Annotated in this window: 27 protein-coding genes; 26 read left to right on the top strand and 1 reads right to left on the bottom strand. The window is 66.7% G+C overall.

Going from position 1 to position 26033, the window contains the following annotated elements; all coding sequences use genetic code 11:
• The 4 genes from NM2_RS36790 to rho all read left to right on the top strand — a co-directional run bounded on the left by NM2_RS36790 (position 1) and on the right by rho (position 5888).
• A complete protein-coding gene (locus NM2_RS36790; RefSeq protein WP_084531949.1) occupies positions 1–1383 on the top strand; it encodes a homoserine dehydrogenase in 1383 nt (460 codons plus the stop codon).
• Positions 1380–2474, top strand: a complete 1095-nt coding sequence (gene thrC / locus NM2_RS36785; protein WP_067679113.1) for a threonine synthase — start codon at positions 1380–1382, stop codon at positions 2472–2474. Before NM2_RS36790 ends, thrC begins: the two co-directional genes overlap by 4 nt.
• An 85-nt stretch (positions 2475–2559) precedes the next feature.
• Positions 2560–3501 carry a homoserine kinase gene (thrB, locus tag NM2_RS36780; RefSeq protein WP_067679146.1) on the top strand — a complete coding sequence of 314 codons (942 nt, stop codon included), beginning with the start codon at positions 2560–2562 and terminating at the stop codon, positions 3499–3501.
• A gap of 320 nt (positions 3502–3821) precedes the next feature.
• A complete protein-coding gene (gene rho / locus NM2_RS36775) occupies positions 3822–5888 on the top strand; it encodes a transcription termination factor Rho (protein WP_067679110.1) in 2067 nt (688 codons plus the stop codon).
• Positions 5889–6018: 130 nt separating this feature from the next.
• Here rho and NM2_RS36770 read toward each other — a convergent pair whose 3' ends face one another.
• Positions 6019–6228: a hypothetical protein gene (locus tag NM2_RS36770; protein ID WP_157121578.1), complete on the bottom strand. Its 210-nt coding sequence runs from the start codon at positions 6226–6228 to the stop codon at positions 6019–6021.
• A gap of 453 nt (positions 6229–6681) precedes the next feature.
• On the opposite strand from NM2_RS36770, the gene rpmE reads away from it, so the two are divergent.
• From rpmE to murA, 22 genes are all read left to right on the top strand, one after another.
• Positions 6682–6912 carry a 50S ribosomal protein L31 gene (rpmE, locus tag NM2_RS36765; protein ID WP_067679104.1) on the top strand — a complete coding sequence of 77 codons (231 nt, stop codon included), beginning with the start codon at positions 6682–6684 and terminating at the stop codon, positions 6910–6912.
• A 93-nt stretch (positions 6913–7005) separates the two neighbouring features.
• A complete protein-coding gene (gene prfA, locus NM2_RS36760) occupies positions 7006–8085 on the top strand; it encodes a peptide chain release factor 1 (RefSeq protein ID WP_067679101.1) in 1080 nt (359 codons plus the stop codon).
• Between the two features lie 8 nt (positions 8086–8093).
• Complete coding sequence (prmC, locus tag NM2_RS36755; RefSeq protein WP_067679098.1) at positions 8094–8972, top strand: peptide chain release factor N(5)-glutamine methyltransferase; 879 nt, start codon at positions 8094–8096, stop codon at positions 8970–8972.
• 102 nt (positions 8973–9074) lie between these two features.
• On the top strand, positions 9075–9572 hold the full coding sequence (locus tag NM2_RS36750) for a MarR family winged helix-turn-helix transcriptional regulator (RefSeq protein WP_245718381.1): 498 nt from the start codon (positions 9075–9077) through the stop codon (positions 9570–9572).
• Positions 9573–9698: 126 nt separating this feature from the next.
• The gene (locus NM2_RS36745) at positions 9699–10538 is read left to right on the top strand and encodes an ATP-binding cassette domain-containing protein (protein ID WP_067679095.1); all 840 of its coding nucleotides are present in this window, start codon (positions 9699–9701) and stop codon (positions 10536–10538) included.
• A 61-nt stretch (positions 10539–10599) separates the two neighbouring features.
• On the top strand, positions 10600–11340 hold the full coding sequence (locus tag NM2_RS36740) for an ABC transporter permease (protein WP_245718382.1): 741 nt from the start codon (positions 10600–10602) through the stop codon (positions 11338–11340).
• Between the two features lie 60 nt (positions 11341–11400).
• A complete protein-coding gene (locus tag NM2_RS36735) occupies positions 11401–12066 on the top strand; it encodes an L-threonylcarbamoyladenylate synthase (RefSeq protein WP_067679089.1) in 666 nt (221 codons plus the stop codon).
• Between the two features lie 11 nt (positions 12067–12077).
• On the top strand, positions 12078–13277 hold the full coding sequence (locus NM2_RS36730) for an MraY family glycosyltransferase (protein WP_067679085.1): 1200 nt from the start codon (positions 12078–12080) through the stop codon (positions 13275–13277).
• Between the two features lie 10 nt (positions 13278–13287).
• Entirely contained in the window at positions 13288–13740 is a 453-nt protein-coding gene (locus NM2_RS36725; RefSeq protein WP_067679081.1) for a Cg1360 family ATP-synthase-associated protein, read from the top strand.
• A gap of 316 nt (positions 13741–14056) precedes the next feature.
• Positions 14057–14833: a F0F1 ATP synthase subunit A gene (atpB, locus tag NM2_RS36720; protein WP_501193639.1), complete on the top strand. Its 777-nt coding sequence runs from the start codon at positions 14057–14059 to the stop codon at positions 14831–14833.
• A gap of 82 nt (positions 14834–14915) precedes the next feature.
• Positions 14916–15164, top strand: a complete 249-nt coding sequence (locus NM2_RS36715) for an ATP synthase F0 subunit C (RefSeq protein ID WP_067679075.1) — start codon at positions 14916–14918, stop codon at positions 15162–15164.
• A gap of 5 nt (positions 15165–15169) precedes the next feature.
• On the top strand, positions 15170–15727 hold the full coding sequence (locus NM2_RS36710; RefSeq protein ID WP_067679072.1) for a F0F1 ATP synthase subunit B: 558 nt from the start codon (positions 15170–15172) through the stop codon (positions 15725–15727).
• Between the two features lie 186 nt (positions 15728–15913).
• A complete protein-coding gene (locus NM2_RS36705) occupies positions 15914–16723 on the top strand; it encodes a F0F1 ATP synthase subunit delta (RefSeq protein ID WP_067679069.1) in 810 nt (269 codons plus the stop codon).
• Positions 16724–16854: 131 nt separating this feature from the next.
• Complete coding sequence (gene atpA, locus NM2_RS36700; RefSeq protein ID WP_067679066.1) at positions 16855–18492, top strand: F0F1 ATP synthase subunit alpha; 1638 nt, start codon at positions 16855–16857, stop codon at positions 18490–18492.
• A 115-nt stretch (positions 18493–18607) separates the two neighbouring features.
• On the top strand, positions 18608–19579 hold the full coding sequence (locus NM2_RS36695; RefSeq protein WP_067679063.1) for a F0F1 ATP synthase subunit gamma: 972 nt from the start codon (positions 18608–18610) through the stop codon (positions 19577–19579).
• A 26-nt stretch (positions 19580–19605) separates the two neighbouring features.
• The gene (atpD, locus tag NM2_RS36690; RefSeq protein ID WP_067679060.1) at positions 19606–21054 is read left to right on the top strand and encodes a F0F1 ATP synthase subunit beta; all 1449 of its coding nucleotides are present in this window, start codon (positions 19606–19608) and stop codon (positions 21052–21054) included.
• A gap of 6 nt (positions 21055–21060) precedes the next feature.
• Positions 21061–21438: a F0F1 ATP synthase subunit epsilon gene (locus tag NM2_RS36685; protein ID WP_067679056.1), complete on the top strand. Its 378-nt coding sequence runs from the start codon at positions 21061–21063 to the stop codon at positions 21436–21438.
• Positions 21439–21706: 268 nt separating this feature from the next.
• Complete coding sequence (locus tag NM2_RS36680) at positions 21707–22369, top strand: MspA family porin (RefSeq protein WP_067679053.1); 663 nt, start codon at positions 21707–21709, stop codon at positions 22367–22369.
• A gap of 61 nt (positions 22370–22430) precedes the next feature.
• Complete coding sequence (locus NM2_RS36675) at positions 22431–23087, top strand: MspA family porin (protein WP_245718380.1); 657 nt, start codon at positions 22431–22433, stop codon at positions 23085–23087.
• A 295-nt stretch (positions 23088–23382) separates the two neighbouring features.
• Complete coding sequence (locus NM2_RS36670; protein WP_067679048.1) at positions 23383–23802, top strand: DUF2550 domain-containing protein; 420 nt, start codon at positions 23383–23385, stop codon at positions 23800–23802.
• Positions 23803–23854: 52 nt separating this feature from the next.
• A complete protein-coding gene (locus NM2_RS36665; RefSeq protein ID WP_067679047.1) occupies positions 23855–24472 on the top strand; it encodes a cob(I)yrinic acid a,c-diamide adenosyltransferase in 618 nt (205 codons plus the stop codon).
• 75 nt (positions 24473–24547) lie between these two features.
• Positions 24548–25810 (top strand): UDP-N-acetylglucosamine 1-carboxyvinyltransferase, encoded by a 1263-nt coding sequence (murA, locus tag NM2_RS36660; protein WP_067679045.1) that lies wholly within the window; start codon positions 24548–24550, stop codon positions 25808–25810.
• The last annotated feature ends 223 nt before the right edge of the window (positions 25811–26033 follow it).

The following is a 26033-nucleotide window of genomic DNA, read 5'->3' as shown; positions in this document are numbered from 1 at the left end:
ATGAGGGGCGGTGGTCGGGAGACGGGTGGGCCGGCTGCGGACTCGGGATTCCGGTTCGGATCCGATCACCCGATCGGCGTCGCGGTCCTCGGGATGGGCAATGTCGGTACCGAGGTCGTCCGGATCATCCAGGAACAGTCCCAGGACCTGCGTCAACGCGTCGGGGCGCCGCTGGTGCTGCGCGGGGTCGCGGTGCGCCGGATCGACGTGGACCGGGGTATCGATCCCGAGCTGCTGACCACCGACGCGCACGCCCTGGTCACCCGCGACGACGTGGATCTGGTCGTCGAGGTGATGGGCGGTATCGATCCGGCCCGCGCGCTGATCGGCACCGCGCTCACCGCGGGCAAGTCGGTGGTGACCGCGAACAAGGCGCTGCTGGCCGATTACACCGGTGAGCTCGCCGCGGCCGCCGCGCGCAGCCGCGCGGATCTGTACTTCGAGGCCGCCGTGGCCGGAGCCATCCCGGTGGTGCGCCCGCTGATCCAGTCGCTGTCCGGCGACCGGGTCAATCGCGTGGTCGGAATCGTCAACGGCACAACGAATTTCATCCTCTCGGCGATGGACGAGACGGGCGCGGACTACGAGATGACCTTGAAGGAGGCCACCCGTCTGGGCTACGCCGAGGCCGATCCCACCGCGGACGTCGAGGGTTTCGACGCGGCCGCGAAGGCCGCGATCCTGGCGTCACTGGCCTTCCACACCCGCGTCACCGCCGCGGACGTCTACCGCGAGGGCATCTCCCGGATCACCTCCGAAGATCTCGAGACCGCCGCCGCTCTCGGTTGCACCGTCAAGCTGCTGGCCATCTGCGAGCGGGTTCCGGCCGGTCCCGGCGAACCCGGATCGGCGCAGGGCGGTAAGGACCGCATCTCGGTTCGGGTGTATCCCGCGCTCATTCCGCGCAAACATCCGCTCTCCTCGGTGAACGGCGCGTTCAACGCCGTGGTCGTGGAGGCGGAGAACGCGGGCCGGTTGATGTTCTACGGGCAGGGCGCGGGCGGTGCGCCCACCGCGTCGGCGGTGATGGGCGACGTGGTGATGGCCGCGCGCAACAAATTCTTCGGTGGCCGCGCACCGGGCGAATCGGTCTATGCTGAGCTGCCGATCGCGCCGATCGGCGACACACCGACCCGCTACCACGTGAACTTGAAGGTCGCCGATCGCACCGGAGTTCTGCAGGCGGTCGCGGGCGAATTCGCCCAGCACGGTGTCAGCATCTCGACGGTCCGTCAGGAGGGACAGGACGAGGGTGCGCGACTGGTCGTGGTCACCCACCACGCGACCGAGTCGGCACTGGCAGATACGGTGGCCGCATTGGCCGAGTTGGAATCCGTCACGTCCGTGACCAGCGTTGTGAGATTGGAAGGCACCGAGGAATGAACAAGGCAGGAGTGCCGATTCCCGCCGCGGTACACAAGCCCTGGCCGGGGCTGATCGAGGCGTACCGCGATCGTCTGGCGGTCGGCGCCGACTGGGAGACGGTCACGCTGTACGAAGGCGGTACGCCCCTGGTACCCGCGCACCACCTCTCCGAAATCACCGGATGTGAGGTGTATCTCAAGGTCGAGGGCCTGAATCCGACCGGATCCTTCAAGGATCGCGGAATGACCGTCGCGATGACCGATGCCAAGGCACGCGGTCAGAAGGCGGTGCTGTGCGCCTCCACCGGCAACACCTCGGCATCGGCCGCGGCGTACGCCACCCGCGCGGGCATGCACTGCGCGGTGCTGATTCCGCAGGGCAAGATCGCGATGGGCAAGCTGGCCCAGGCGGTCATGCTGGGCGCGAAGATCATCCAGGTGGACGGCAATTTCGATGACTGCCTCGAGCTCGCGCGCAAGGTGACCTCGGAGTTCCCGCAAGTCGGCCTCGTGAATTCGGTGAACCCGGCGCGTATCGAGGGGCAGAAGACCGCGGCCTTCGAGATCTGCGACGCGCTCGGCCGCGCTCCCGACGTGCACGCGCTGCCGGTCGGCAACGCGGGGAACATCACGGCCTATTGGAAGGGCTACGGCGAATATCACGCCGACGGCCTGACCAGTGTTCGCCCACGCATGCTCGGCGTGCAGGCCGCGGGCGCCGCGCCGCTGGTCAACGGCGCGCCGGTGAAGGATCCCGAGACGATCGCCACCGCCATCCGGATCGGCGCACCCGCGTCATGGAACAGCGCGGTGGCGGCCAAGGAGGAGTCGGGCGGAGCGTTCCGCGCGGCCACCGACGAGGCGATCCTCGAGGCATACCGCCTGGTCGCGGGCACCGAGGGTGTCTTCGTGGAACCGGCCTCGGCCGCCAGTGTGGCCGGGTTGCTGGCCGCGCGTGCGGAGGGCTGGCTGGATGCGGGCCTGACCGTCGTCTGCACGGTGACCGGTAACGGCCTCAAGGATCCCGACACCGCGCTGTCGGGTATGCCACAGGTCCAGGCGATCGCGGTCGACCCGGTCGCGGTCGCCCACGAGCTGGAACTGGCCTGAGTTGACCGCACGGGAAGGGCAACGTGAACGAGTGAATCCTGTCACAACGCCCGCGGGGGCCGACGCCGAGCGGCACGGCCCCGGTGTGACCCGGACCCTGCCCGCAGGACTGTGCGTCACGGCGCGGGTGCCCGCGTCCAGTGCCAACCTCGGACCCGGATTCGATTCGCTCGGAATCGCGTTGGGGGTGTACGACGAGATCGTCGTGCGCACCACCGATTCCGGGCTCACGATCCGGGTCGAGGGCGAGGGTGCGGACGATGTGCCTTGGGGCCCTTCGCATCTCGTGGTCCGGGCGATCGAACGCGGCCTGCAGGCCGCGGGCGTCTGGGCCGATGGCCTGGACGTGGTGTGCCGCAACGTGATTCCGCATTCGCGGGGGATGGGATCCTCGGCCTCGGCGGTGGTCGGCGGACTGGCCGCGGGCCGGGCCCTGGCCGTGAAATTCGATCCGGAACTCCACTGTGACGAAGCCGAATTGGTCCAGCTGGCAGCGGAATTCGAGGGACATCCGGATAACGCCGCGGCCAGTGTGCTCGGCGGAATCGTGGTGTCCTGGACCGAGCACGACGAGCTTCCCGACGGGGAAGGGCTCGGCCGCCGGTATCGCGCCGTGCGGTTGGATCCGCACGATCGGCTGCGGGCGTTCGTCCTGGTCCCCGAGGACCGTTCGGCCACCGCGCACACCCGCGGGCTGCTCCCCGAAACGGTGCCGCACGGTGACGCCGCATTCAACGCCAGCCGCGCCGCACTCGCGGTAGTGGCCTTGACGCAACGTCCTGACCTGCTGATTCCCGCCACCGAGGATCGGCTGCATCAGGGTTACCGCGCCTCGGCGCTGCCGGTGACGACGAGGTGGATCGACCGGCTGCGCGAGGCCGGAATCGCCGCGACGGTATCGGGTGCGGGCCCGACCGTGCTGGCGTTGACCACCGCTGACTTTCCCGCCGAACTGCGTGAACTGGCGATTGCCGAGGGGCTGCGCGTGCTCGAGCCGGCCATTTCCGATGGTGTGCGAACCGATTGACGGCGTGCCTGCCTTGCAGGCATTCCTGCGGGGGGCTATCCTGAGCGAGTCCGTACATCGTGCGCATCAGACGCCGGTGCTTCATTTGGGCAATCGCTCCAGCAGGTTCCTTGCTCAGGCTCGCGAGACGGGTCTCGAGATCTTGGGGTCGGCACTGGAATGAACTCCCACCTTTGTGAACCGGTGGCGCAGACCTTGTGGTGATGAACCGCAGGTCCGGCGGGGCAGGCGATACGGCATCCGGGCTCGGCACGGTGATCGGGCTTCGGGACGAAACCCTCGAACAAGCACACGGCAATCGAGGGAAGGAAAGGATCTCCGTGACAGATACGGACCTGCTCGCGACACCCGAGGTGGAAACCGATGGACGTTCCTCGGACAGCCGCGAAAGTGACTCCGGACAGATTTCGAAGATGAGCGAACAAACCGACGTCGCACGATCGGGGCTGACTGGAATGTTGTTGCCGCAGTTGCGCGCACTTGCCGGAGAACTTGGAATACGAGGCACTTCCGGAATGCGCAAGGGCGATCTGATCGCCGCCATCAAGGAAAATCAGGCCGGTAAGCCCGCGCGTGGCCGCGAAGGATCCGCGCCCGCCAAGTCGGCCAAGACCGACGAGTCCGAGGCCGTCGCGGAATCGCCACGGGCCAAGTCCGCTTCCGCGCGCGGTGAACAGCAGACGCTCGACGGCGTCGCCGACAAGCCGGTCGAGAAGCGCGCGGACAAGCTCGTCGAGAAGTCCGCCGAGAAGGCGGGCAAGGCCGCCGACAAGTCCTCGGAGAAGACCGCCGAGCCCGCTCAGGCCAAGGCTGATTCGCCTGCGCGCCCGGCCGATTCGGGTGAGGAGACCGGTCGAGAGGGCGGCCAGCGCGGCCGTGGCCGGCAGCGGCGTGGCCGCGAGCAGCGCCCGGCCGAGGGCGCCGAGGCCAAGGCCGAGACCAACGGGGCCGAGGTGAAGTCCGAGCAGGACGCCGGTGAGCGTCGCCGCGATCGCAACCAGCAGGGTGATCGGACCCAGCAGAGCGACCGGAGCCAGCAGGGCGACCGCGGTCAGCAGAGCGACCGCGGTCAGCAGAATGGCCAGGGCAACCGCAACGGCGCCGATCGTGATCGCGATCGCGGCGGTGACGACGACGGTGACGGCCGGGGTCGTCGCGGTCGTCGGTTCCGGGAGCGTCGCCGGGGCCGGGACCGCGAGGGCGGCGCCGGCGAGACCCGCGAGGTCGAGATCCGCGAGGACGACGTCCTGCAGCCGGTCGCCGGAATCCTGGACGTGCTGGACAACTACGCGTTCGTGCGCACCTCCGGCTACCTGGCCGGTCCGAACGACGTGTACGTCTCGATGAACCTGGTCCGCAAGAACGGCCTGCGCCGCGGTGACGCCATCACCGGTGCGGTCCGCGCGCCCCGCGAGGGCGAGCAGGGCAACCAGCGCCAGAAGTTCGATCCGCTGGTGCGCCTGGACACCGTCAACGGCACCGATATCGATTCGGCTCGCCGTCGCCCGGAGTTCAACAAGCTGACCCCGCTGTACCCGAACCAGCGGCTGCGGCTCGAGACCGCGCAGAACAAGCTGACCACCCGCGTGATCGACCTGATCATGCCGATCGGCAAGGGCCAGCGCGCCCTGATCGTGTCCCCGCCCAAGGCCGGTAAGACCACGATCATGCAGGACATCGCGAACGCGATCGCGACCAACAACCCCGAGTGCTACCTGATGGTCGTGCTGGTCGACGAGCGTCCCGAAGAGGTCACCGATATGCAGCGCTCGGTGCGCGGCGAGGTGATCGCCTCGACGTTCGACCGTCCGCCGAGCGATCACACCTCGGTCGCCGAGCTCGCCATCGAGCGGGCCAAGCGTCTGGTGGAGATGGGCCAGGACGTCGTGGTGCTGCTGGACTCGATCACTCGTCTGGGCCGCGCGTACAACAATTCCTCGCCCGCTTCCGGCCGCATCCTGTCCGGTGGTGTCGATTCGACCGCGCTGTACCCGCCCAAGCGTTTCCTGGGCGCGGCGCGCAACATCGAGAACGGCGGCTCGCTCACCATCATCGCCACCGCGATGGTGGAGACCGGATCCACCGGTGACACGGTTATCTTCGAGGAGTTCAAGGGCACCGGCAACGCCGAGCTCAAGCTCGATCGCAAGATCGCCGAGCGCCGGGTGTTCCCGGCGGTGGACGTCAACCCGTCCGGTACCCGCCGCGACGAGCTGATCATGTCGCCGGACGAGGCCGCGGTCATCCACAAGCTGCGGCGCGTGCTGTCCGGCCTGGATTCGCATCAGGCGATCGATCTGCTGATCGACCGGTTGCGCAAGTCGAAGAACAACATGGAGTTCCTGCTGCAGGTCTCCAAGACCGCGCCGGGCGCTCTGGACGAGTAGCGCTCTCGCGCTCGTGCGGGTTCGCCGGTGTCGCGACGGGCCCGCACGGCGTGCGAGTGTTTCCGGCGAGAGAGCCGTGTCTTCGCCGGATGCCTGAACCCACCCGCTGAGGTCCTGCCGTGGCAGGGCCTCAGTGGCGTTTTCGGGTGGGGGAGTAGAGGATTCGCCCGACCATCATCGCGCCGAGGATCAAGCCGCCGAGGATCAGTGCCGTCGCGGCGGTGAGGCCGCCGGTCGGCAGCGCGGTCGCGGTGAACTGGTAGGGCTCGCTGTCACCGGTCGTGCCGGGTGCGGCGATCCGATCCGTCGGCGCGGCCCACCAGCCGACGGCGATCAGCACGAACAGAATTATCAGCACGGCTCCGGCTACGAGTTCCGCGCGCCAACCCCCCGGCAGGACGCGAAACCTACGATCGATCGCCGTTCCGGGGGACCGCGACCCCCGAGCCCCCCGAGCGGTGTGACGATTCACTGCGTTCCCTCCTGCCCCAGCCGGACCCCTGGCGATAATCTATGAACAACGCTGTTCGCATTCGCGAGTAGCCGACTACCCGACTTCAGAGTGGCTCGAGAGCTGCGAACATGCGTGCCCGTACTTTCTGGGGGATTACCAGAGGGGCAGTTCGGGGGGCAAACATACCTGTTCCCCGTTCTGGGGAACAGGCTGTCGGCCATCCCGGAACAAAACCGGGTCGGAACGGCGTTTACACTGGTCGTCGGCAACAATGCCTAGTCGGTTCCGGTTCACGTCCTCGTCTGCGAGGGCGACCCGGCGACCATCGAAAGGACATCCATGAAGGCAGGAATCCACCCCACATACGTGGAGACGACCGTCGTCTGCGGTTGTGGGAACACTTTCCAGACTCGCAGCACCAAGGAGTCGGGCAAGATCACCGTCGAGGTCTGCTCGCAGTGCCACCCGTTCTACACGGGCAAGCAGAAGATCCTCGACACCGGCGGCCGTGTGGCCCGCTTCGAGGCCCGCTACGGCAAGCGCACCGCGAAGAAGTCCGACGCCCAGTAGCTGTACCCCCGACGCCCGTCCTGTCCGTACAGGGCGGGCGTTGGTGTTTTCCGCCTTGGATATGACCGAGAATCGCACAGAGGAGCTCCCGCGATGGCCGATGTGACGGCCCCGTCCGCGATCGACGACATCCTGGCCGAACACGCCGGGCTGGAGACGCAGCTGTCCGACCCGGCGCTGCACAACAACCCGGCCGAGGCCCGGCGCGTGGGCAAGCGGTTCGCCGAGCTGGCTCCGATCATGTCCGCCTACACCAAATTGCAGGCCGTCCGCGAGGATCTCAGTGCCGCGCGGGAGCTGGCCGCCGATGACGCGTCCTTCGCCGCCGAGGTGCCGGAGCTGGAAGAGCAGGCCCACGAGCTGGAGAAGACGCTCACCGATCTGCTCGCCCCGCGTGATCCGCACGACCCCGACGACGTGGTGCTCGAGGTGAAGTCCGGTGAGGGCGGCGAGGAATCGGCGCTGTTCGCCTCCGATCTGGCCCGGATGTACATCCGCTATGCCGAGCGACGCGGCTGGAAGGTCGAGGTTCTCGACGCCACCCTGTCCGATCTGGGCGGCTACAAGGAGGCGACGATCACCATCAAGAGCCGCGAGCCCAGCCGCGACGGCGTGTGGTCCCGGCTCAAGTTCGAGGGCGGCGTGCACCGCGTGCAGCGGGTGCCGGTCACCGAATCCCAGGGACGCATCCACACCTCGGCCGCCGGAATCCTGATCTATCCCGAACCCGACGAGGTCGAGCAGGTGCAGATCGACGAGGGTGATCTGCGCATCGACGTCTATCGCTCCTCCGGTAAGGGCGGTCAGGGCGTCAACACCACCGACTCCGCCGTGCGCATCACCCACCTGCCCACCGGCATCGTGGTGACCTGCCAGAATGAGCGGTCCCAGTTGCAGAACAAGATCCGCGCGATGCAGGTGCTCGCGGCCCGGCTGCAACTGCTGGCCGAGGAACAGGCCGACGCCGAGGCCGCCGCGGGCCGGGCCAGCCAGATCCGCACCGTGGACCGGTCGGAGCGAATCCGCACCTACAACTTCCCGGAGAACCGGATCACCGACCACCGCATCGGCTTCAAGGCACACAACCTGGACGCGGTGCTGGACGGAGACATGGACGCCGTGCTCGACGCACTCGGTGAGGCCGACCGCGCCGCCCGTTTGGCCGCCGAGTAGGCCGCCGCGTGAGTCGTGTCAGTTTGCGCCCGGCGGTCCTCGAGGCGGTCGGGCAGTTGCAGGTGGCCGGTGTGCACAGTCCGCATACCGATGCCGAATTCCTCGCCGCCCATGTGCTGGGAGTTGAGCGTTCGCGGCTCGCGCTGGCGCCGATGCTGACGGCCGAACAGCTCGCCGAGTTCCGCAAGCTCGTGGACCGGCGCGCGGAACGTGTTCCGCTGCAACATCTCACGGGCGTCGCCGCGATGGGCGAGATCGATCTGGCGGTCGGCCCGGGGGTGTTCGTCCCGCGCCCGGAGACCGAACTGCTGTTCGCGTGGGCGCTGGCGCACCTGGAGGCGGCCGGACACGAGCATCCGCCCATCGTCGTGGATCTGTGCACCGGATCGGGCGCGCTGGCCCTGGCGATCGCGCATGCGCGCCCCGACGCCGAGGTGTACGCGGTCGAGATCGATCCGGCGGCCCGCGAATGGGCGCGCCGCAACGCCGATCGGCAGGCCGCCGAGGGCGATACGCCGATCCATCTGCACGCCGGTGACGTCACCGATCCGAATGTGTTGGCCCCCTTGAACAATCGCGTCGACGTGCTCGTCGCGAATCCGCCCTACATCCCCGAGGACGCGACCCTCGACCCCGAGGTCGCCGACCACGATCCGCACCGGGCCCTGTTCGGCGGCCCCGACGGCCTGTCCGTCATCACCCCGATGATCGGCACCATCACCCGGCTACTGCGCACCGACGGCGTGGCCGCCGTCGAACACGACGACACCCACGGCCCCCAGGTCGCCGGTCTGTTCGCCGCGACGGGCCGCTTCACCGCCATCGTCGAACATCCGGACCTGGCCGGTAAACCCCGCTTCGTCGCCGCCCGCCGCACCGCCGACTGACCGCGAAACGATTACTCGGTCGTCGGCCGAACCGGAAGCCAATTTCCGGAAATAGCTCTGATTCAGATGCAAATACCTCTGCTGTAGAGGTAATCTGAGCCGGTGCAGACGGTTCGGGAAGGTGTCGCCGCGGTTCCGGAGAACTCTCCGGAGCTGGTCAACGGCATGTTGCGGGTGTTCGGGCGGTTTCGGCGGCAGGTGCGCAGGCTGGCCGGGCGGGCATTCGATCAGCCGGGGATCAGCGATGCGCAGGCGGAGTTCCTCCGGATCGTCTCGCGGCATCCGGGTATTTCGGTGAAGGCCGCGGCCACGGAACTCGGGCTCGCGCCCAACAGCGTCTCGACCTTCGTCAGCGCGCTGGTCAAGGCGGATCTGCTGGTGCGCGAACAGGATCCGGACGATCGCCGCGCGTCGCGATTGAGCCTGACGCCGGAGGTGCAGCGTTCGGTGGACGAAACCCGAAGGCGCAGACACGCACTCGTCGGCACCGCACTCGACGAACTCACCGCACGCGAACGCGAGGACCTGGCCCGTGGTCTGGCCGTGGTCGACAAGTTGACAGACCTGCTGCACGAGCGTGAACAACGCCGTCAGCGGTAACCCGGAGGCCCCGCTGATCAACGGCGACCGGTCGGGTCTCCGGCACGGTAACTACAAACGACGCCGCAATGAACGAATCCGCCTGCGGCGGAACGATTTTCGGCACGAGCGAGAATGGGGAGGGCGATGACGGCGAAATCCGTTGAGCCACCCGGCGATATCCCCGCCGTGGAATGCGTCGGCCTGACGCACCGCTACGGCGAGCACACCGTGGTGAACGATCTGGATCTGCGTATCGAACGCGGCGAGGTCTTCGGTCTGCTCGGCCCCAATGGGGCGGGAAAGACCACCACGATCCGACTGCTGACCACGCTGATGCCGATCCAGCACGGCAAGGTCACCATGTTCGGCTGGCAGGTCGGTAAGGACAACACCGCGATCCGGTACAACCTCGGCTACGTCCCGCAGCAGCTGTCCATCGAGGCCGCGCTGACCGGACGGCAGAACGTCGCGTGGTTCGCGCGCGTGTTCGACGTTCCGCGTCGTGAGCGCGCCGAACGCGTCGAACAGGCGCTGGCCGCGATGGATCTGCTCGACGTCGCCGATCGGCTCGCGGCCGGTTACTCCGGTGGTATGGTGCGCCGCCTGGAACTGGCGCAGGCGCTGGTCAACCGGCCCGCACTGCTCATCCTGGACGAACCGACCGTCGGCCTGGACCCGATCGCCCGCGACAGCGTCTGGGAGCGGGTGCGCGAACTGCGGCGCCGATCCGGCACGACCGTTCTGCTCACCACGCACTACATGTCCGAGGCCGATCAGCTGTGCGATCGAATCGCACTGCTGCACAAGGGGATTCTGCGTGCGGTCGGTTCACCGGCGGAGCTGAAGGCCGCACTCGGCCCGGCGGCGACACTCGAGGACGTCTTCCGGCACCACTCCGGCGCCGGACTGGATGAAGGCACGAATGCGGAGGGAGGGCTGCGTGGTGTCCGAAGCACACGCCGAACCGCTCAGCGCGCCGGCTGAATTCCCACCCCTGCGCCAGGCCCCGAGCGGCCTGGGCCGCGCGGTCGCCCTGAGTTCGCGAATGGGGACGTTCGCGCTGGTGGAATTGCAGAAACTGCGCCACGATCCCACCGAACTGGTCACCCGCGCGGTGCAGCCCATCTTGTGGATGCTGATCTTCGGCACCACATTCTCACGGCTGCACAGCATTCCGACGGGCAATCTGGATTACCTGGATTTCCTGGCTCCGGGCATCATCGCGCAATCGGCGCTGTTCATCGCGATCTTCTACGGCATCCACCTGATCTGGGAGCGTGACGCGGGCATCCTGAACAAGCTGATGGTGACCCCGACCCCACGCGCGGCGCTGATCACGGGCAAATGCTTCGCCACCGGCGTGCGGTCCGTGGCCCAGGTGCTGATCATCGTGGTGCTGGCCCTGGTCATGGGCGTGCACATGACGATGAATCCGCTCAAATTGCTGGGCTCGGTCGTGGCGGTGGTGCTGGGCGCGTCCTTCTTCGCCTGCCTGTCGATGTCCATCGCGGGCCTGGCGACCAAACGCGACCGCTTGATGGGCATCGGCCAGGCGATCACCATGCCGCTGTTCTTCGCCTCCAACGCGCTGTACCCGATCAACCTCATGCCGGGCTGGCTGCGTGTGATCAGTCACGTCAACCCGCTCAGCTACGAGGTGGACGCCCTGCGCGGTCTGCTCATCGGCACCGCGACCGATCTATGGCTCGACATGGGCGTTCTCATCTTCGCGGCGGTACTCGGAATCACCTGTGCCTCTGCGCTTCTGGGTCGATTGGTGCGGTGAAGCAAGGATGTCGAGACTCCGGCCGCACCCTTTCGCGCGCCAGCAAATACACTCTCCCGAGTGAGTATCGTCTACGACTGCTCCGATCCCGACTCACGTGCCGCCGGGCTGACCGCCGCGCGGACGACGTTGAAATCCGGACGGCTCGCGGTCATCCCCACCGACACCGTGTACGGCCTGGCGGCAGATGCCTTCGATTCCGGGGCTGTCGCCGAACTGCTGGCCGCCAAGCGCCGCGGCCGGGACATGCCGGTGCCGGTGCTGGTGGGGTCCTGGAACACCATCGACGGACTCGTGTTCTCGGTGCCGCAGCACGCGCGCGATCTGATCCGCGCGTTCTGGCCGGGCGGGCTGAGTCTGGTTGTGCAGCAAGCTCCTTCGCTGGCGTGGGATCTGGGCGACGCCCGCGGCACGGTGATGTTGCGGATGCCGCTGCATCCGGTGGCGCTGGAACTGCTCCGGGAGGTCGGCCCGCTGGCGGTGTCCAGCGCCAACGTCTCCGGACAGCCTCCGGCCACGACCGTGCAGGAGGCGCGCGATCAGCTCGGCGAACTGGTGGGCGTGTACCTGGACGGCGGAACGGCGGATCACGGCGTCCCCTCGACGATCGTGGACCTCACCGCGGACAGCCCGCGCATCCTGCGCGAGGGTGCGGTGAGCGCCGAACAGGTGGGCGAGGTGCTCGGCATAGCGCCGGGGGACCTGACGATCCGAACGTCACGGTGACGGCCTGGTAGATGATATTCAGCCAGGGCGCGGTCGTTCCGCTGCGCGAGCTTCTTCTGGTCCTGCTCGTGTCGGCGGTGGTGACGCTGCTGTCCACCGGTGGTATTCGAGTGCTGGCGATCAAGTTCGGCGCGGTCGCGATTCCGCGCGAACGTGACGTGCACGTCAAGCCGATTCCGCGGATGGGCGGGGTCGGCATCTATCTGGGCATTGCGGCCGCGGTGCTGTTCGCCCATCAGCTACCCGCACTGCGGCGGGGCTTCGACTATCCGCACGATATCCCGGCGGTGATGATCGCGGGCACCCTCATCGTGCTGGTCGGCATCATCGATGACCGCTGGGGCCTGGACGCGCTGACCAAATTCGTCGGCCAGATCACCGCCGCCTGCGTGATGGCGGTGATGGGGTTGAGCTGGGTGGCGATCTACAACCCGTTCACCAACACCACGGTGGTGCTGGACCAGTTGTACGGCGGCGCGGTGACGGTGATCATCACCGTCACCATGATCAACGCGTGGAATTTCGTGGACGGCCTGGACGGCCTGGCGGGCGGACTCGGCGTGATCGCCGCGCTCGCGGTCTTCGTCTTCGCCGCCGGGCTGCTGTACCAGCAGGGCGGGGCCACCGACGGATATCCGCCGGCGATGCTCGCCGCGGCGCTCGCGGGCGGCTGCCTGGGATTCCTGCCGCACAATTTCCAGCCCGCTCGGATATTCATGGGCGATTCGGGATCGATGCTGATCGGGCTCATGCTGGCGGCGGTCTCCACCGGCGCCTCGGGCCGGATTCCGCTGACCGGCTACGGCGCGCGGGACATCGTCGGTCTGCTGTCGCCGCTGTTGCTGGTCGGCGCGGTGATGTTCATTCCGGTGCTGGATCTGGTGCTGGCGATCGTGCGCCGGGTGCGGGCGGGAGTGAGCTTCTCCACACCGGACAAGATGCACCTGCATCACCGGCTGCTGCAGATCGGGCATTCCCAGCGTCGCGTCGTGCTGACGATCTACCTGTGGGTCGGTGTGCTGGCCTTCGGCGCGGTCGGCTCCTCGCTGATCGATCGGCGGCTGGTGGTGCTGCTGTTCGCGGCCGGTCTGGTGTGCGCGCTGGTGCTCACCGCGGTGCCCTCGCTGCGCGAGGCGGTGGGGTTGCGCAAGCGCGGCCGGTCCGGTCCGGGCAGTCCGGCGGCGGACGGGCCGGAAGTAAGCAACGAGTAAACTTCGCACCGTGAGCACGTCATCGCCCTCCCATCCCGACGCCCCCCTGCGCGCGGCGCTGCGCTACGGCATCGCCGGATTGATTGCGCTGGTGGTGATTTCGTGTGTGCTGGCCACGATCATCGCAGGTCTGCCCGGACTCTGGGGTGCGCTGATCGGCTCGGCGATCGGCGGGTTCTTCATTCTGACCACCGCCGCGCTGGTGCTTTTCAGTGCGAAATTGGAGTCCGGCATCCAGGGCATGGTGATGCTGAGCAGCTGGGTCGGCAAACTCCTGGTTGTCCTGGTGGTGGTCGCGGTGCTGAAGCACTTCGACTTCTACAGCCCGATGGCGTTGTTCCTGACCGTGGTGGGTGCGCTGCTCATCGTGCTGGGCTCGGAGACGTACGGCGTGCTGCGCCAACGGGTTCCGGTCGTCACCCCGCCGGGCGAGGGCTCTGACCAAGATCATTCAAAACTGTGAGCGATACCCCCTACACAGTGTCGTAGATGGCTTGGTAAACTCTTTACCGTAAGCATCCGATGAGTGGGGGCGATCGTTGTGATCTCGCCATTGACGGTATGCTTGCAGCCGTGCCGAACCTGAGGGGGTTCGGCTCTGCACCGTCGACGATGTCGCCGACGTACAGACGCCTCGAGCGGGTTCTTCCCGCCTCAGCTGCTGACGAACTTCGAGCCGACCCTAGTCGACCCACCTGATCGTCAATGTCCGATCGAACCGCGGGAGACCCTTATTTCCTGCGGCCCGAACACGGGAGAGAACGCTGAGCGTCACCACTCTGGCGGGCGAGTTCCATGCGCCGTCGCTACAAGACTTCTTCCCTTCGGCGGTGCTGTTCGGCGGAACGCCTTTCGAGCTCAACCGTTTGATGCTGATCCGCATCATCATGGCCGCGGTGCTGATCGCCGTCATGGTGCTCGCGTTCCGCAGCCCCAAACTCGTACCGCGCGGCCTGCAGAACGTCGCCGAATACGGCCTGGTATTCGTGCGCGAGCAGATCTGCTTCGAGGTGCTCGGCAAGGAAACCGGCAGGAAGTACTTTCCGCTCATCGCGTCGATCTTCTTCGCTGTCCTTTTCCTGAACTTCTCCAGCGTCATCCCGTTCCTGAACGTCTCGTCGAACGCGCGAATCGGCATGCCGCTGGTGCTGGCGATCGTCGCGTACATCGCGTTCAACTACATCGGCATCAAGAAGTACGGCTTCTGGAAGTACATGCGCTCGTCCATCGTGGTGCCCGATGTGCCGCCGGTGATGCACGTGCTGCTGATTCCGATCGAGTTCATCTCGACGTTCATCCTGCGCCCGTTCACGCTCACCGTGCGACTCATGGCGAACATGCTGGCCGGACACATCATGCTGGTGTTGTTCTTCAGCGCCACCCAGTTCTTCCTGTTCGACGGCGCCGCCTGGATGAAGGGCCTGTCCCCGTTCTCGCTGGCCGGCGGTTTCGCCTTCACGCTGTTCGAGATGCTGGTGATTTTCCTGCAGGCGTACGTTTTCGCGCTGCTGACAGCCGTCTACATCGGCCTGGCGCAGCACGCAGATTCACACTGACCGCGCACAGGCGCGCACAGACAACCGCACAAACTGACCCACACACCCTGCGATGTGGGCAACAGAAAGGGAAAGAAATCTCATGAGCCTCTCCAACGTGGCCACCACCCTCGCCGAGAACACCCAGACGGTGAAGGGCTACGGCGCGGTCGGTTACGGCCTGGCCGCCATCGGCCCGGGCATCGGCGTCGGCATCGTCGTCGGTAAGGCGATCGAGGGCATCGCCCGCCAGCCCGAGCTGCAGGGCACCATCCGGACCAACATGTTCCTGGGCATCGCGTTCACCGAGGCCCTGGCGCTGATCGGTCTCGTCGCCGGCTTCATCTTCTGATTGCCATGAACGGGATGGTTTTGCTCGCGGCCGAGAGCGGTTCGGACCCGAACCCGCTGCTGCCGGAGCCGTACGACATCTTCTGGTCGGCGGTGGTCTTCATCGTCGTCGCCGTCGTCTTCTTCAAGTACGTCGTCCCGCGCTTGAGCAAGGTGCTCGACGAGCGTTCGGACAAGATCGAGGGCGGGCTCGAGAAGGCCGAGACCGCACAGGCGCAGGCACAGGAAACGCTGGCGCAGTACCAGCAGCAGCTGGCCGACGCCCGGCTCGAGGCCGCGCGCATTCGTGAAGAGGCGCGCAGCCAGGGCCAGCAGATCCTCGCGCAACTGCGCGCGGAGGCCCAGGCCGAGGCGGACCGCATCGTGGCCGCCGGTCACACCCAGCTCGAGGCCCAGCGCCAGCAGATCGTGACCGAACTTCGTGCCGAACTCGGCAACACCGCGGTCGATCTGGCTGAGAAGATCATCGGACAATCGGTCGCCGATGAAGCCAAACAGGCCGCATCCATCGACCGTTTCCTTGCAGAATTGGATCTGCAGGCCGGTATCGGGGTCGGACGGTAGCGAGATGTCCGGGCGGGACAGCGGCCGGAGCCACCGGAGTCAGCAGCGGGGCGTCACCACGCCGGTTGTCGGGTACAGGCATAATCCAACTAAGCCTGGGCGGGTCGGTGGCCGGAAGCGGCAGCGATGTGCGACCACACGGGCCGCCACGCACAGGCAGGAGCCAACACAGTGAAAGTGGGAAGCATGTACGCAGCGAGCCGCGAGGCGAATTCCCGTGCACGGGAAGCTCTTTCGGCTGCTCTCACCGGGAGTGACACCGTCGCCGCCACGACGGGATCCGAACTGTTCGCCGTGGTCGACGTCCTGGACGGCGAGCGTTCGCTGCGTATCGCGCTCGCGGACAAGTCGGTGTCCAGTTCGGCCCGCGCCGAACTGGCCGAACGCCTGTTCGGCGGCAAGATCAGCGCGGCCACGCAGGCCGTGCTGACCACGGCCGTCGCCCAGGACTGGTCCCGCAGCCGGGATCTGGTCGACACCCTGGTGCTGCTCGGCCGGGAGGCGCTGCTGCGTGCGGCCGCCGATCGCGGGCGCATCGACGCGGTCGAGGACGAGTTGTTCCGGCTCGGCCGGGTCGTCGAGGACAATCCGGATCTCGAGCAGGCACTGGCCGACCGCGGTAAGTCGGCGCAGGCCAAGCGTGAGCTGGTCGCGCGCCTGCTCACCGGCAAGGTCGAGGACATCACCCTGCAGCTGGCCGAGCAGGCGGTCAGCCGCGCGCACGGTGACATGGGTGTGGTCTTCGATGAATTGTCCGATCTGGCCGCGTCGCTGCGTAAGCAGATCGTGGCCCATGTGCGTGCGGCGACGGAACTGACGCCGCAGCAGCGCGAGCAATTGGCGGCCTCGCTGCAGCGCATCTACGACAAGCCGATCACGGTGCATGTGCAGGTCGATCCGAGCCTTCTGGCCGGTGTCGTCGTGCACGTCGGCGACGATGTGATCGACGGCAGTGCCGTGGGCCGGCTCCAGCGGCTGCGTCAGTCCCTGACGTAACCTGCGGCCACCCACCCCGACATTCGAGACCAGGCCGCCTGGGCGGGTCAGCGGCCGGAGGCGGCAGCGTAGCGTAACCACGGAGGCCGCCCCCGCACAGGCAAATCCAATACAGCGAGAGCAGGAAGAACATGGCGGAGCTGACGATCTCCCCCGATGAGATCCGTAGCGCGATCCAGAGCTACACCCAGGCATACACCCCCGAGACCTCCATCGAGGAGGTCGGCACGGTCACCGACACCAGCGACGGTATCGCCCACGTCAGTGGCCTGCCCTCGGCGATGGCCAACGAGCTGCTCGAATTCCCGGGTGGCGTGCAGGGCGTCGCGCTGAACCTGGAGGACACCGAGATCGGTGCGGTCATCCTGGGTGAGTTCGACTCCATCGAGGAGGGCCAGACGGTCCGGCGCACCGGCGACGTGCTGTCGGTGCCGGTCGGCGACAAATTCCTCGGCCGCGTGGTCGACCCGCTCGGCGCGCCGATCGACGGCCTGGGCGACATCGAGGCCGACGACCGCCGCGTCCTGGAACTGCAGGCCGCCTCGGTGCTCGAGCGTCAGCCCGTCGGCGAGCCGATGGCGACCGGCATCACCGCCATCGACGCGCTGACCGCCATCGGCCGCGGCCAGCGTCAGCTGGTCATCGGCGACCGCAAGACCGGCAAGACCGCGGTCTGCATCGACGCCATCCTGAACCAGAAGGCGAACTGGGAGTCGGGCGACCCGACCAAGCAGATGCGCTGCATCTACGTCGCCATCGGCCAGAAGGGCTCCACCATCGCGGGCGTGAAGGCCGCGCTGGAGGCGCACGGCGCGATGGAGTACACCACGATCGTCGCCGCGCCCGCGTCCGACTCGGCCGGTTTCAAATGGCTTGCGCCGTATACCGGTTCGGCCATCGGCCAGCACTGGATGTACCAGGGCAAGCACGTGCTGATCGTGTTCGACGACCTGTCCAAGCAGGCCGAGGCGTACCGCGCGATCTCGCTGCTGCTGCGTCGCCCGCCGGGCCGCGAGGCGTACCCCGGTGACGTGTTCTACCTGCACTCGCGTCTGCTGGAGCGTTGCGCGAAGCTGTCCGACGAGATGGGCGCGGGCTCGATGACGGGTCTGCCGATCATCGAGACCAAGGCCGGTGACGTCTCGGCGTTCATCCCGACCAACGTCATCTCCATCACCGACGGCCAGGTCTTCCTGGAGTCCGACCTGTTCAACAAGGGCGTGCGCCCGGCGATCAACGTCGGTACCTCCGTCTCCCGTGTCGGTGGCGCCGCGCAGACCAAGGGCATGAAGCAGGTCGCCGGTTCGCTGCGTCTGGAGCTGGCCCAGTACCGCGAGCTGGAGGCGTTCTCCGCCTTCGCCTCCGACCTGGACGCCGCCTCGCTGGCTCAGCTCGAGCGTGGTGCCCGCTGGGTCGAGCTGCTCAAGCAGGACCAGTACACCCCGGTCGCGGTCGAGGACCAGATCGTCTCGATCTTCCTGGTCGACGCCGGCGCCTACGACACGGTGCCGGTGGGCGACGTCCGCCGGTTCAACTCCGAATTGCTCGAGAGCCTGCACCGCAGCGCGGCCGCGGCGTTCAAGGCGATCGAGGGCGGTAAGAAGATCGAGGGTGAGGCCGCGGACCTGATCAAGGCCGAGACCGACAAGTTCAAGCAGGGCTTCATCGCCTCCGACGGCAGCCGCGTGGTGAACGAGCCCGCAGCGGGCGAGCTGGATCACGAAGAGGTCGAATCCGTGTCCGTCCACCGCAAGCACGTCGAGAAGTAAACAGCGAGCAGCCAATGCGATTGTCGGACAACCGCGGTGCGAGCGGCGACCTGCGTCATCACGCAGCGTCCGCCCGCACCGCCCCCGGACACCGAATGAAGGGAGTGAATAGCTGATGGCCAATATTCGCGAATTGCGCTCCCGCATTCGTAGTGTGAGTTCGATCAAGAAGATCACCAAGGCCCAGGAGCTGATCGCCACCTCGCGGATCAGCAGGGCGCAGGCCCGGGTCGCCGCGGCCAAGCCGTATGCGGAGGAGATCACCAAGGTGCTCGGCGAACTCGCCGGCGCATCGCAGAATCTCTCGCATCCGCTGCTGACCGAGCGGGCCGAGCCTGCCCGGGCAGCGATCCTGGTGATCACCAGCGACCGCGGTATGTGCGGTGGGTACAACTCGAACGTGCTCAAACGCGCCGAAGAGCTCATGACGACGCTGCGCTCCGAGGGCAAGGAGCCGGTGGTCTACGTGATGGGCGCGAAGGGCCTGTCGTACTACACCTTCCGCGGCCGGCGTCCGATCGGCTCGTGGACGGGGTTCTCCCAGCAGCCGCACTACACCGACGCCTCCGCCGCGTGCAACCACCTGGTGGACGCGTTCATGACCGGATCCGAGGGGGAGGTGCCCTCGCCGACCGGCGAAGGCACCATCGCCGGTGTCGACGAACTGCACATCGTCTACACCCGGTTCGTGTCGATGCTGTCGCAGACGCCCGAGGTTCGGCGGCTCGCGCCGATCCACGTGGACATCATCGAGGAGACCTACGACCTCGGCGAGGACATGATGTCCGATTCGCCGACCGCGCAGATTTCCTCGCTGTACGAGTTCGAGCCCGATGCGGACAAGTTGCTCGGCGCGCTGCTGCCGAAGTACATCAACACCCGCATCTACTCGTCGTTGCTCGAGGCCGCGGCCTCGGAGTCGGCCGCGCGCCGCACCGCAATGAAGGCGGCCACCGACAACGCCAATGATCTGGTCAACAACCTGACCCGGCAGGCGAACTCGATTCGGCAGGCCAACATCACGCAGGAAATCAGCGAAATCGTCGGCGGCGCGAACGCGCTGGCAGCGAGCTCGGACCGCGACTAGCCCACCGCCCATCCAGAAAGAGAACAATGACCGCAGCTGTCACTCAAGAGAACACGAGCCGGGCGGGCGCTGGTACAGGCCGCGTCGCCCGAGTCATCGGCCCCGTCGTCGACGTCGAGTTTCCCCGGGGTTCCATCCCCGAGCTCTACAACGCCCTGCACGCGCAGGTTACCCTGCCCTCGGTGGCCAAGACACTGACCCTCGAGGTCGCGCAGCACCTGGGCGACAACATCGTTCGCACCATCTCGATGCAGCCCACCGACGGCCTGGTCCGTGGTGTCGAGGTCGAGGACACCGGCAAGCCGATCTCGGTGCCGGTCGGTGACGCGGTCAAGGGCCACGTCTTCAACGCCCTCGGCGACTGCCTGGACACCCCCGGCCTGGGCCGCGACGGCGAGCAGTGGGGCATCCACCGCGAGCCGCCGCCGTTCGACCAGCTCGAGGGTAAGACCGAGATCCTGGAGACCGGCATCAAGGTCATCGACCTGCTGACCCCGTACGTGAAGGGCGGCAAGATCGGTCTGTTCGGTGGCGCCGGTGTCGGCAAGACCGTTCTGATCCAGGAGATGATCACCCGTATCGCGCGTGAGTTCTCCGGTACGTCCGTGTTCGCGGGCGTCGGTGAGCGCACCCGTGAGGGCACCGACCTGCACCTGGAAATGGAAGAGATGGGCGTCCTCCCGGACACCGCCCTGGTCTTCGGCCAGATGGACGAGCCGCCGGGCACCCGTATGCGCGTGGCCCTCTCGGCGCTGACCATGGCGGAGTACTTCCGCGATGTGCAGAACCAGGACGTGCTGCTGTTCATCGACAACATCTTCCGGTTCACCCAGGCCGGTTCCGAGGTTTCGACCCTGCTGGGCCGCATGCCCTCGGCCGTCGGTTACCAGCCGACCCTGGCCGACGAGATGGGTCAGCTGCAGGAGCGCATCACCTCGACGCGTGGTCGTTCGATCACCTCGATGCAGGCGATCTACGTTCCCGCGGACGATTACACCGACCCCGCCCCGGCGACCACCTTCGCCCACCTGGACGCGACCACCGAGCTCTCCCGCCCGATTTCGCAGAAGGGCATCTACCCCGCCGTCGACCCGCTGACCTCGACCTCCCGCATTCTGGAGGCCTCGATCCTGGGTGATCGGCACTTCGCGGTGGCCAACGAGGTCAAGCGAATCCTGCAGAAGTACAAGGAACTCCAGGACATCATCGCGATTCTGGGTATGGACGAGCTCTCCGAGGAGGACAAGGTCCTCGTCGGCCGCGCCCGTCGCCTGGAGAAGTTCCTGGGTCAGAACTTCATCGTCGCCGAGAAGTTCACCGGTCAGGTGGGGTCGGTCGTGCCGCTGGAGCAGACCATCGACGACTTCGAGCGCGTCTGCAAGGGCGAGTTCGACCACTTCCCCGAGCAGGCGTTCAACTCCTGCGGTGGCCTGGACGACGTCGAGGCGGCTGCGAAGAAGATCGCCGGGAAGTAGTCCATCATGGCGGATATGTCAGTGGATCTGGTCGCCATCGAGCGACGGCTGTGGTCGGGGCAGGCGAGTTTCGTCAGCGCCCAGACCACCGAGGGGCAGATCGGTATTCTGCACGGCCACGAGCCGGTCCTGGGCCAGCTGGTCGAGGGCGGCGTCGTGACCATCGTCGGCACCGAGGGCGAGCGCATCGTCGCCGCGGTGAACGGCGGGTTCTTTTCCGTGACGGGTGCGACCGTGCGAATTCTGGCCGAGACGGCGGATTTCGCGGACGACGTGGACGTCGAGGCCGCGCGTGCGGTGATCGCCGATCCGAATGCCTCCCAACAGGACAAGAACGCTGCGGAAGGTCGTCTGCGGGCAGTGGAGTTGAGCGCTCGCCCCTGAGAAGTTCTTCAGCGACAACATAATTCGATACACCGCGCGGCGGTCCGGATATCTTCGGACCGCCGCGCGGTTTTTGTTCCGCGACAACCTTTTCGGGCATTTGGGGACGTTCGTCGGTACTTCGGGGGCCCAATGGCAGGTCCTACTCACACTCGTGTAATTTGACTCCAGCAATACTTCGGCTTCATCTGATCAACCAACTGATTGACGCAGCGTGGCCGCTATGTGCTCGGGTATTGCGGCCTCGGGATGAGGATGCGGGGAGTGAATGAGCAAGTATTCGGCAAGTAATCGTTCCTGGCTCACGCGTATCGCGGTGGGAATGGGGGCGGTTGTCACGGCGATCGGCCTCTGGTCTCCGGGCGCCGCGCGAGCGGACACGTTCGTACCGCTGCCGAACGGCCATATCGAAGGACCCGGGGTAATAATCACCAGTACGCGTGAGCACGCGGTGGTTTCGCCGTCCCTGGCAGCCAACGGCGCCGGGCGCACCACGTGGGTCAGCGGCGACGTCACGGTCGACATCCAGACTCCGGACGGCGTGATCGGCCCGAACAACGGCGCGCAGAACAACGCGGGCACCAACGACTCCTCGACACACGGCGCGTCCGGGCTGACCGTCGGTTATCTCGTCGGATGCCAGGTGGCGCTGGGATCGTTCGGCCCGTCCCTGGGCGTGAGCCTGTCCGATTCGCCGACGTTCGCCGCGGGGCTGTCCTTCCCGATCAGCCCCGGCCAGGTCAAATGGGTGCAGATCGACAACAAGGACATGACCAGGTCCGGCCGGTATTACCTGAATTACCAGGATGTTCCGATGGATATCCAGGGTTGCGTCGGATATGCGCAGGCCCGCCAGTTCGCGGTCGTGGAGGTCGTCGGTCCCGACTATCACAAGGTCACCCTGTACGGCCAGCCGTTCAGCATCGGCTGATCACATCGTCACGATCGGAAGGAAACACATGATTTGCGGTAAATCTGTGCGACGTGGCCGCGTGATCGCTCTGCTGGCGGCGATGACCGTCGGCCTGGGGTTGTCCGCGTCGGGCGCGGCGAATGCCGACACGTTCATGCGGCAGCCGAACACCGTGATCACCCGCACCCTCGGCGACGGCACGGTCGTGCACATGTCCCTGCTGAATCAGTCGGCCAAGATCAACGGCTCGATGGGCGCGACGCCGCTGCATCGCAACGTGTGGGCCTCCGCGCGGGTGGTCGTCGACGTTTCCGGACCGGGTGCGTCCTCGGCTTCGATTCAGCTCAATCCGGGATACGTCGTCGGGTGCCAGGTGGACATCGCGTCGCTGAGCAACGACGACTCCGGTTCGGAGAATCCCTCGGTCAGCAGCACCGGGGTCACTCCCGCGGTGCCGACGATCGGCACCACCGAGACGTTGACCGTCGCTCCCGGTCAGGCGGTCACGAAATATCTGCTCGATATCGAGCAGCCGGACGATTACGGCAACGAGATCCACAAGGCGCACCCGACCGTGCAGGGACACCACGCCAGCGTCAGCTGGACCGACGAGACCTTCGCGGTCGACGGGTGCGGCGGATACGCGCAGGCTCGGGCGTTCACCTTCGCCGATGTCTCGACCGATGCCGGGGAGAGCATCATCTCGGTGTGGGGAGCGCCGTTCAGCATGGGCTGAGTGCGCGCGGTAGATCATGGCGTGCGACCGGGTTCCAGTGCGTGTGTGCTGGTCACCCGGTCGCCGTCGTCGTTCGACGGGTTCTGGATCACCTTGCGCCCGTAGGTTTTTCACGAGTGCGCCGGATTCGACCCGGACCGTACGGGAGAACGCCCGCGACTCGGGTGTACCGGCCGATTTCCGGTGCGGGGTTGTTTGTAGACTCGCCCACACAGTGACGTTGTATGGGATGGCACGCCACTTGCACCGGCATCAGGGGCAGAGCTGAAGGGACGGACCTGGATTGCGGACCGGAATGGCGTTGCTGATCATTCTGGTGTTGGTGCTTGTCGGTCTGGGGTTGGCCTCGCTCTATCGGCTGCTGATGTTGCGTCGCGGCGGAACGGCGGCGATCCTGCGGGTGCTCCCGGCCAAGGGCGGTCAGGGCTGGCGGCACGGCCTGATCCGGTACCGCGAGAATCAGCTGGTCTTCTACAAGCTGACCAGCCTGAAATTCGGTGCGGATTCCACGATCCGGCGCCTCGGCATCGAGGTGGTCGATCGACGCGGACCGGTCGGCGACGAGTACGACATCATGACCGACGACATCATCGTGATCGCGGTCTCCGACGGTGACGGCAGCTATGAGCTCGCGCTCGATCGCGGTTCGCTGGCGGCGTTCCTGTCCTGGGTCGAGTCCCGTCCGTCCGAACGGATTCGGCGTCGTCCGGGATAGTGGAGGATGTGCGCCCAGTGATCATCCAGAACACCCGGAGAGGCGGGGGAGCATGAGTGTGCATCTGACGCGGATCTATACGCGGACCGGCGACGACGGCACCACCGGATTGAGCGATTTCTCGCGAGTGGACAAGACCGATCCCCGGCTGGTCGCCTACGCCGACTGCGATGAGGCCAATGCCGCGATCGGTGTCGCAATTGCGCTGGGACAGCCCGAAGCGGCGATGGTCGAGGTGCTGCGTGGGATCCAGAACGATCTGTTCGACGCGGGCGCGGATCTGTCCACACCCGTCGTGGCCGAGCCGAAGTATCCGCCGCTGCGCATCACGCAGTCCTACATCGATCGACTCGAGCGGTACTGCGACGAGTTCAATTCCGAACTGGCGCCGTTGAATTCGTTCATCCTGCCTGGTGGCACGCCGCTGGCCGCGCTGCTGCACACCGCCCGGACGGTGGTGCGCCGAGCCGAACGTTCGGCGTGGTCGGCGGTGCGGGCGCATCCCGACGACACCAGCGTGTTGCCCGCGAAATATCTGAACCGGTTGTCGGATCTGCTGTTCATCCTCGGCCGGGTGGCCAATCCGGAGGGTGACATCCTGTGGCGTCCTGGTGCCGCGGGTCAATCCGAGACCGACGGAGAGGCCACGACCGACGGTCCGGCCCGTTAGGCTGGCCCCCGTGAGTCAACCACCGACACAGCGTGCGGCACGCCCGGCGCAGGCCAGCCCCGTCGAGGGGGCGCTGTGAGTGAACGGTTTCTGGTGACGGGAGGCAGTCGGCTCGTCGGTGAGGTCGAGGTCGGCGGCGCCAAGAACAGCGTCCTGAAACTGATGGCCGCCGCGCTGCTCGCCGAGGGCACGACGACGATCACGAACTGCCCCGACATCCTCGACGTGCCATTGATGGCCGAGGTGCTACGGGGTCTGGGCTGCGATGTGACCGTCGACGGATCCGTCGTCACCATCGACACTCCGGCCGAGCCCAAGTACCACGCCGACTTCCCGGCGGTGACCCAGTTCCGCGCCTCGGTCTGTGTTCTGGGTCCGCTGATGGCCCGGTGCCGCCGGGCCGTGGTCGCGCTGCCCGGCGGTGATGCGATCGGTTCGCGGCCGCTGGACATGCATCAGACGGGTCTGCGTCTGCTGGGCGCGACCAGCGAGATCGAGCACGGCTGTGTGGTGGCTCGCGCCGACGAGCTGCAGGGCGCGCGGATCCGGCTGGACTTCCCCTCGGTCGGCGCGACCGAGAACATCCTGATGGCCGCGGTACTCGCCGAGGGCGAGACGGTCATCGACAACGCCGCCCGCGAGCCGGACATCGTCGACCTGTGCACGATGTTGACCAGGATGGGCGCGCGGATCGGCGGTGCGGGCACCTCGGTGCTCACCATCGAGGGCGTCCGCAAGCTCTCGCCGACGACCCATCAGGTGATCGGCGACCGGATCGTGGCCGCCACCTGGGGAATCGCCGCGGCCATGACGTTGGGCGATGTGCGCGTGCAGGGGATCAATCCCAAGCATCTCTCGCTGGTGCTGGACAAGCTGCGCTCCGCGGGTGCGCGAATCTCGTTCGAACCGGACGGTTTTCGCGTCGTACAGCCGGAGCGCCCGCGGGCGGTGAACTTCGCGACCCTGCCCTTTCCGGGCTTCCCGACCGACCTGCAACCGATGGCCATCGGACTGGCCGCGATCGCCGACGGCACCTCGATGATCACCGAGAACGTCTTCGAGGCGCGGTTCCGTTTCGTCGAGGAGATGATCCGGCTCGGCGCCGACGCCCGAACCGATGGTCACCATGCGGTGGTCCGCGGAATTCCGCGGTTGTCGAGTGCGCCGGTGTGGTCCTCGGACATCCGGGCCGGCGCGGGCCTGGTACTCGCGGGTCTGGTCGCCGACGGCGTCACCGAGGTGCACGACGTCTTCCACATCGATCGGGGCTATCCGAGGTTCGTGGAGAACCTGCGTTCGCTCGGCGCCGACGTGCAGCGGGTCGGAAACCCTTCCTGAACAGGCGATTTGACATGGTAAGCGGCACCACGTAACTTATTTCGAGTCAGAGCGACACGGACACCGACCCGGAGCCGAGAGGCCCGGGACACGAGGATGTACGCAGGGCGTCTGACGATCACACTGGATCAACCGAGAGTGCGGATTTGGTTTCGCCACTCGGATTGAGCTAAGCTGTAAAAGTTGCCCAGCCGATCGACCCGGTTCACACCGGTGAGATTCT

The organism is Nocardia miyunensis NBRC 108239, from assembly GCF_001613065.1.
Taxonomy (GTDB): domain Bacteria; phylum Actinomycetota; class Actinomycetes; order Mycobacteriales; family Mycobacteriaceae; genus Nocardia; species Nocardia miyunensis.
Note: the sequence above shows the minus strand (reverse complement) of the source record. Positions and strands in the feature narration are given on the sequence as shown.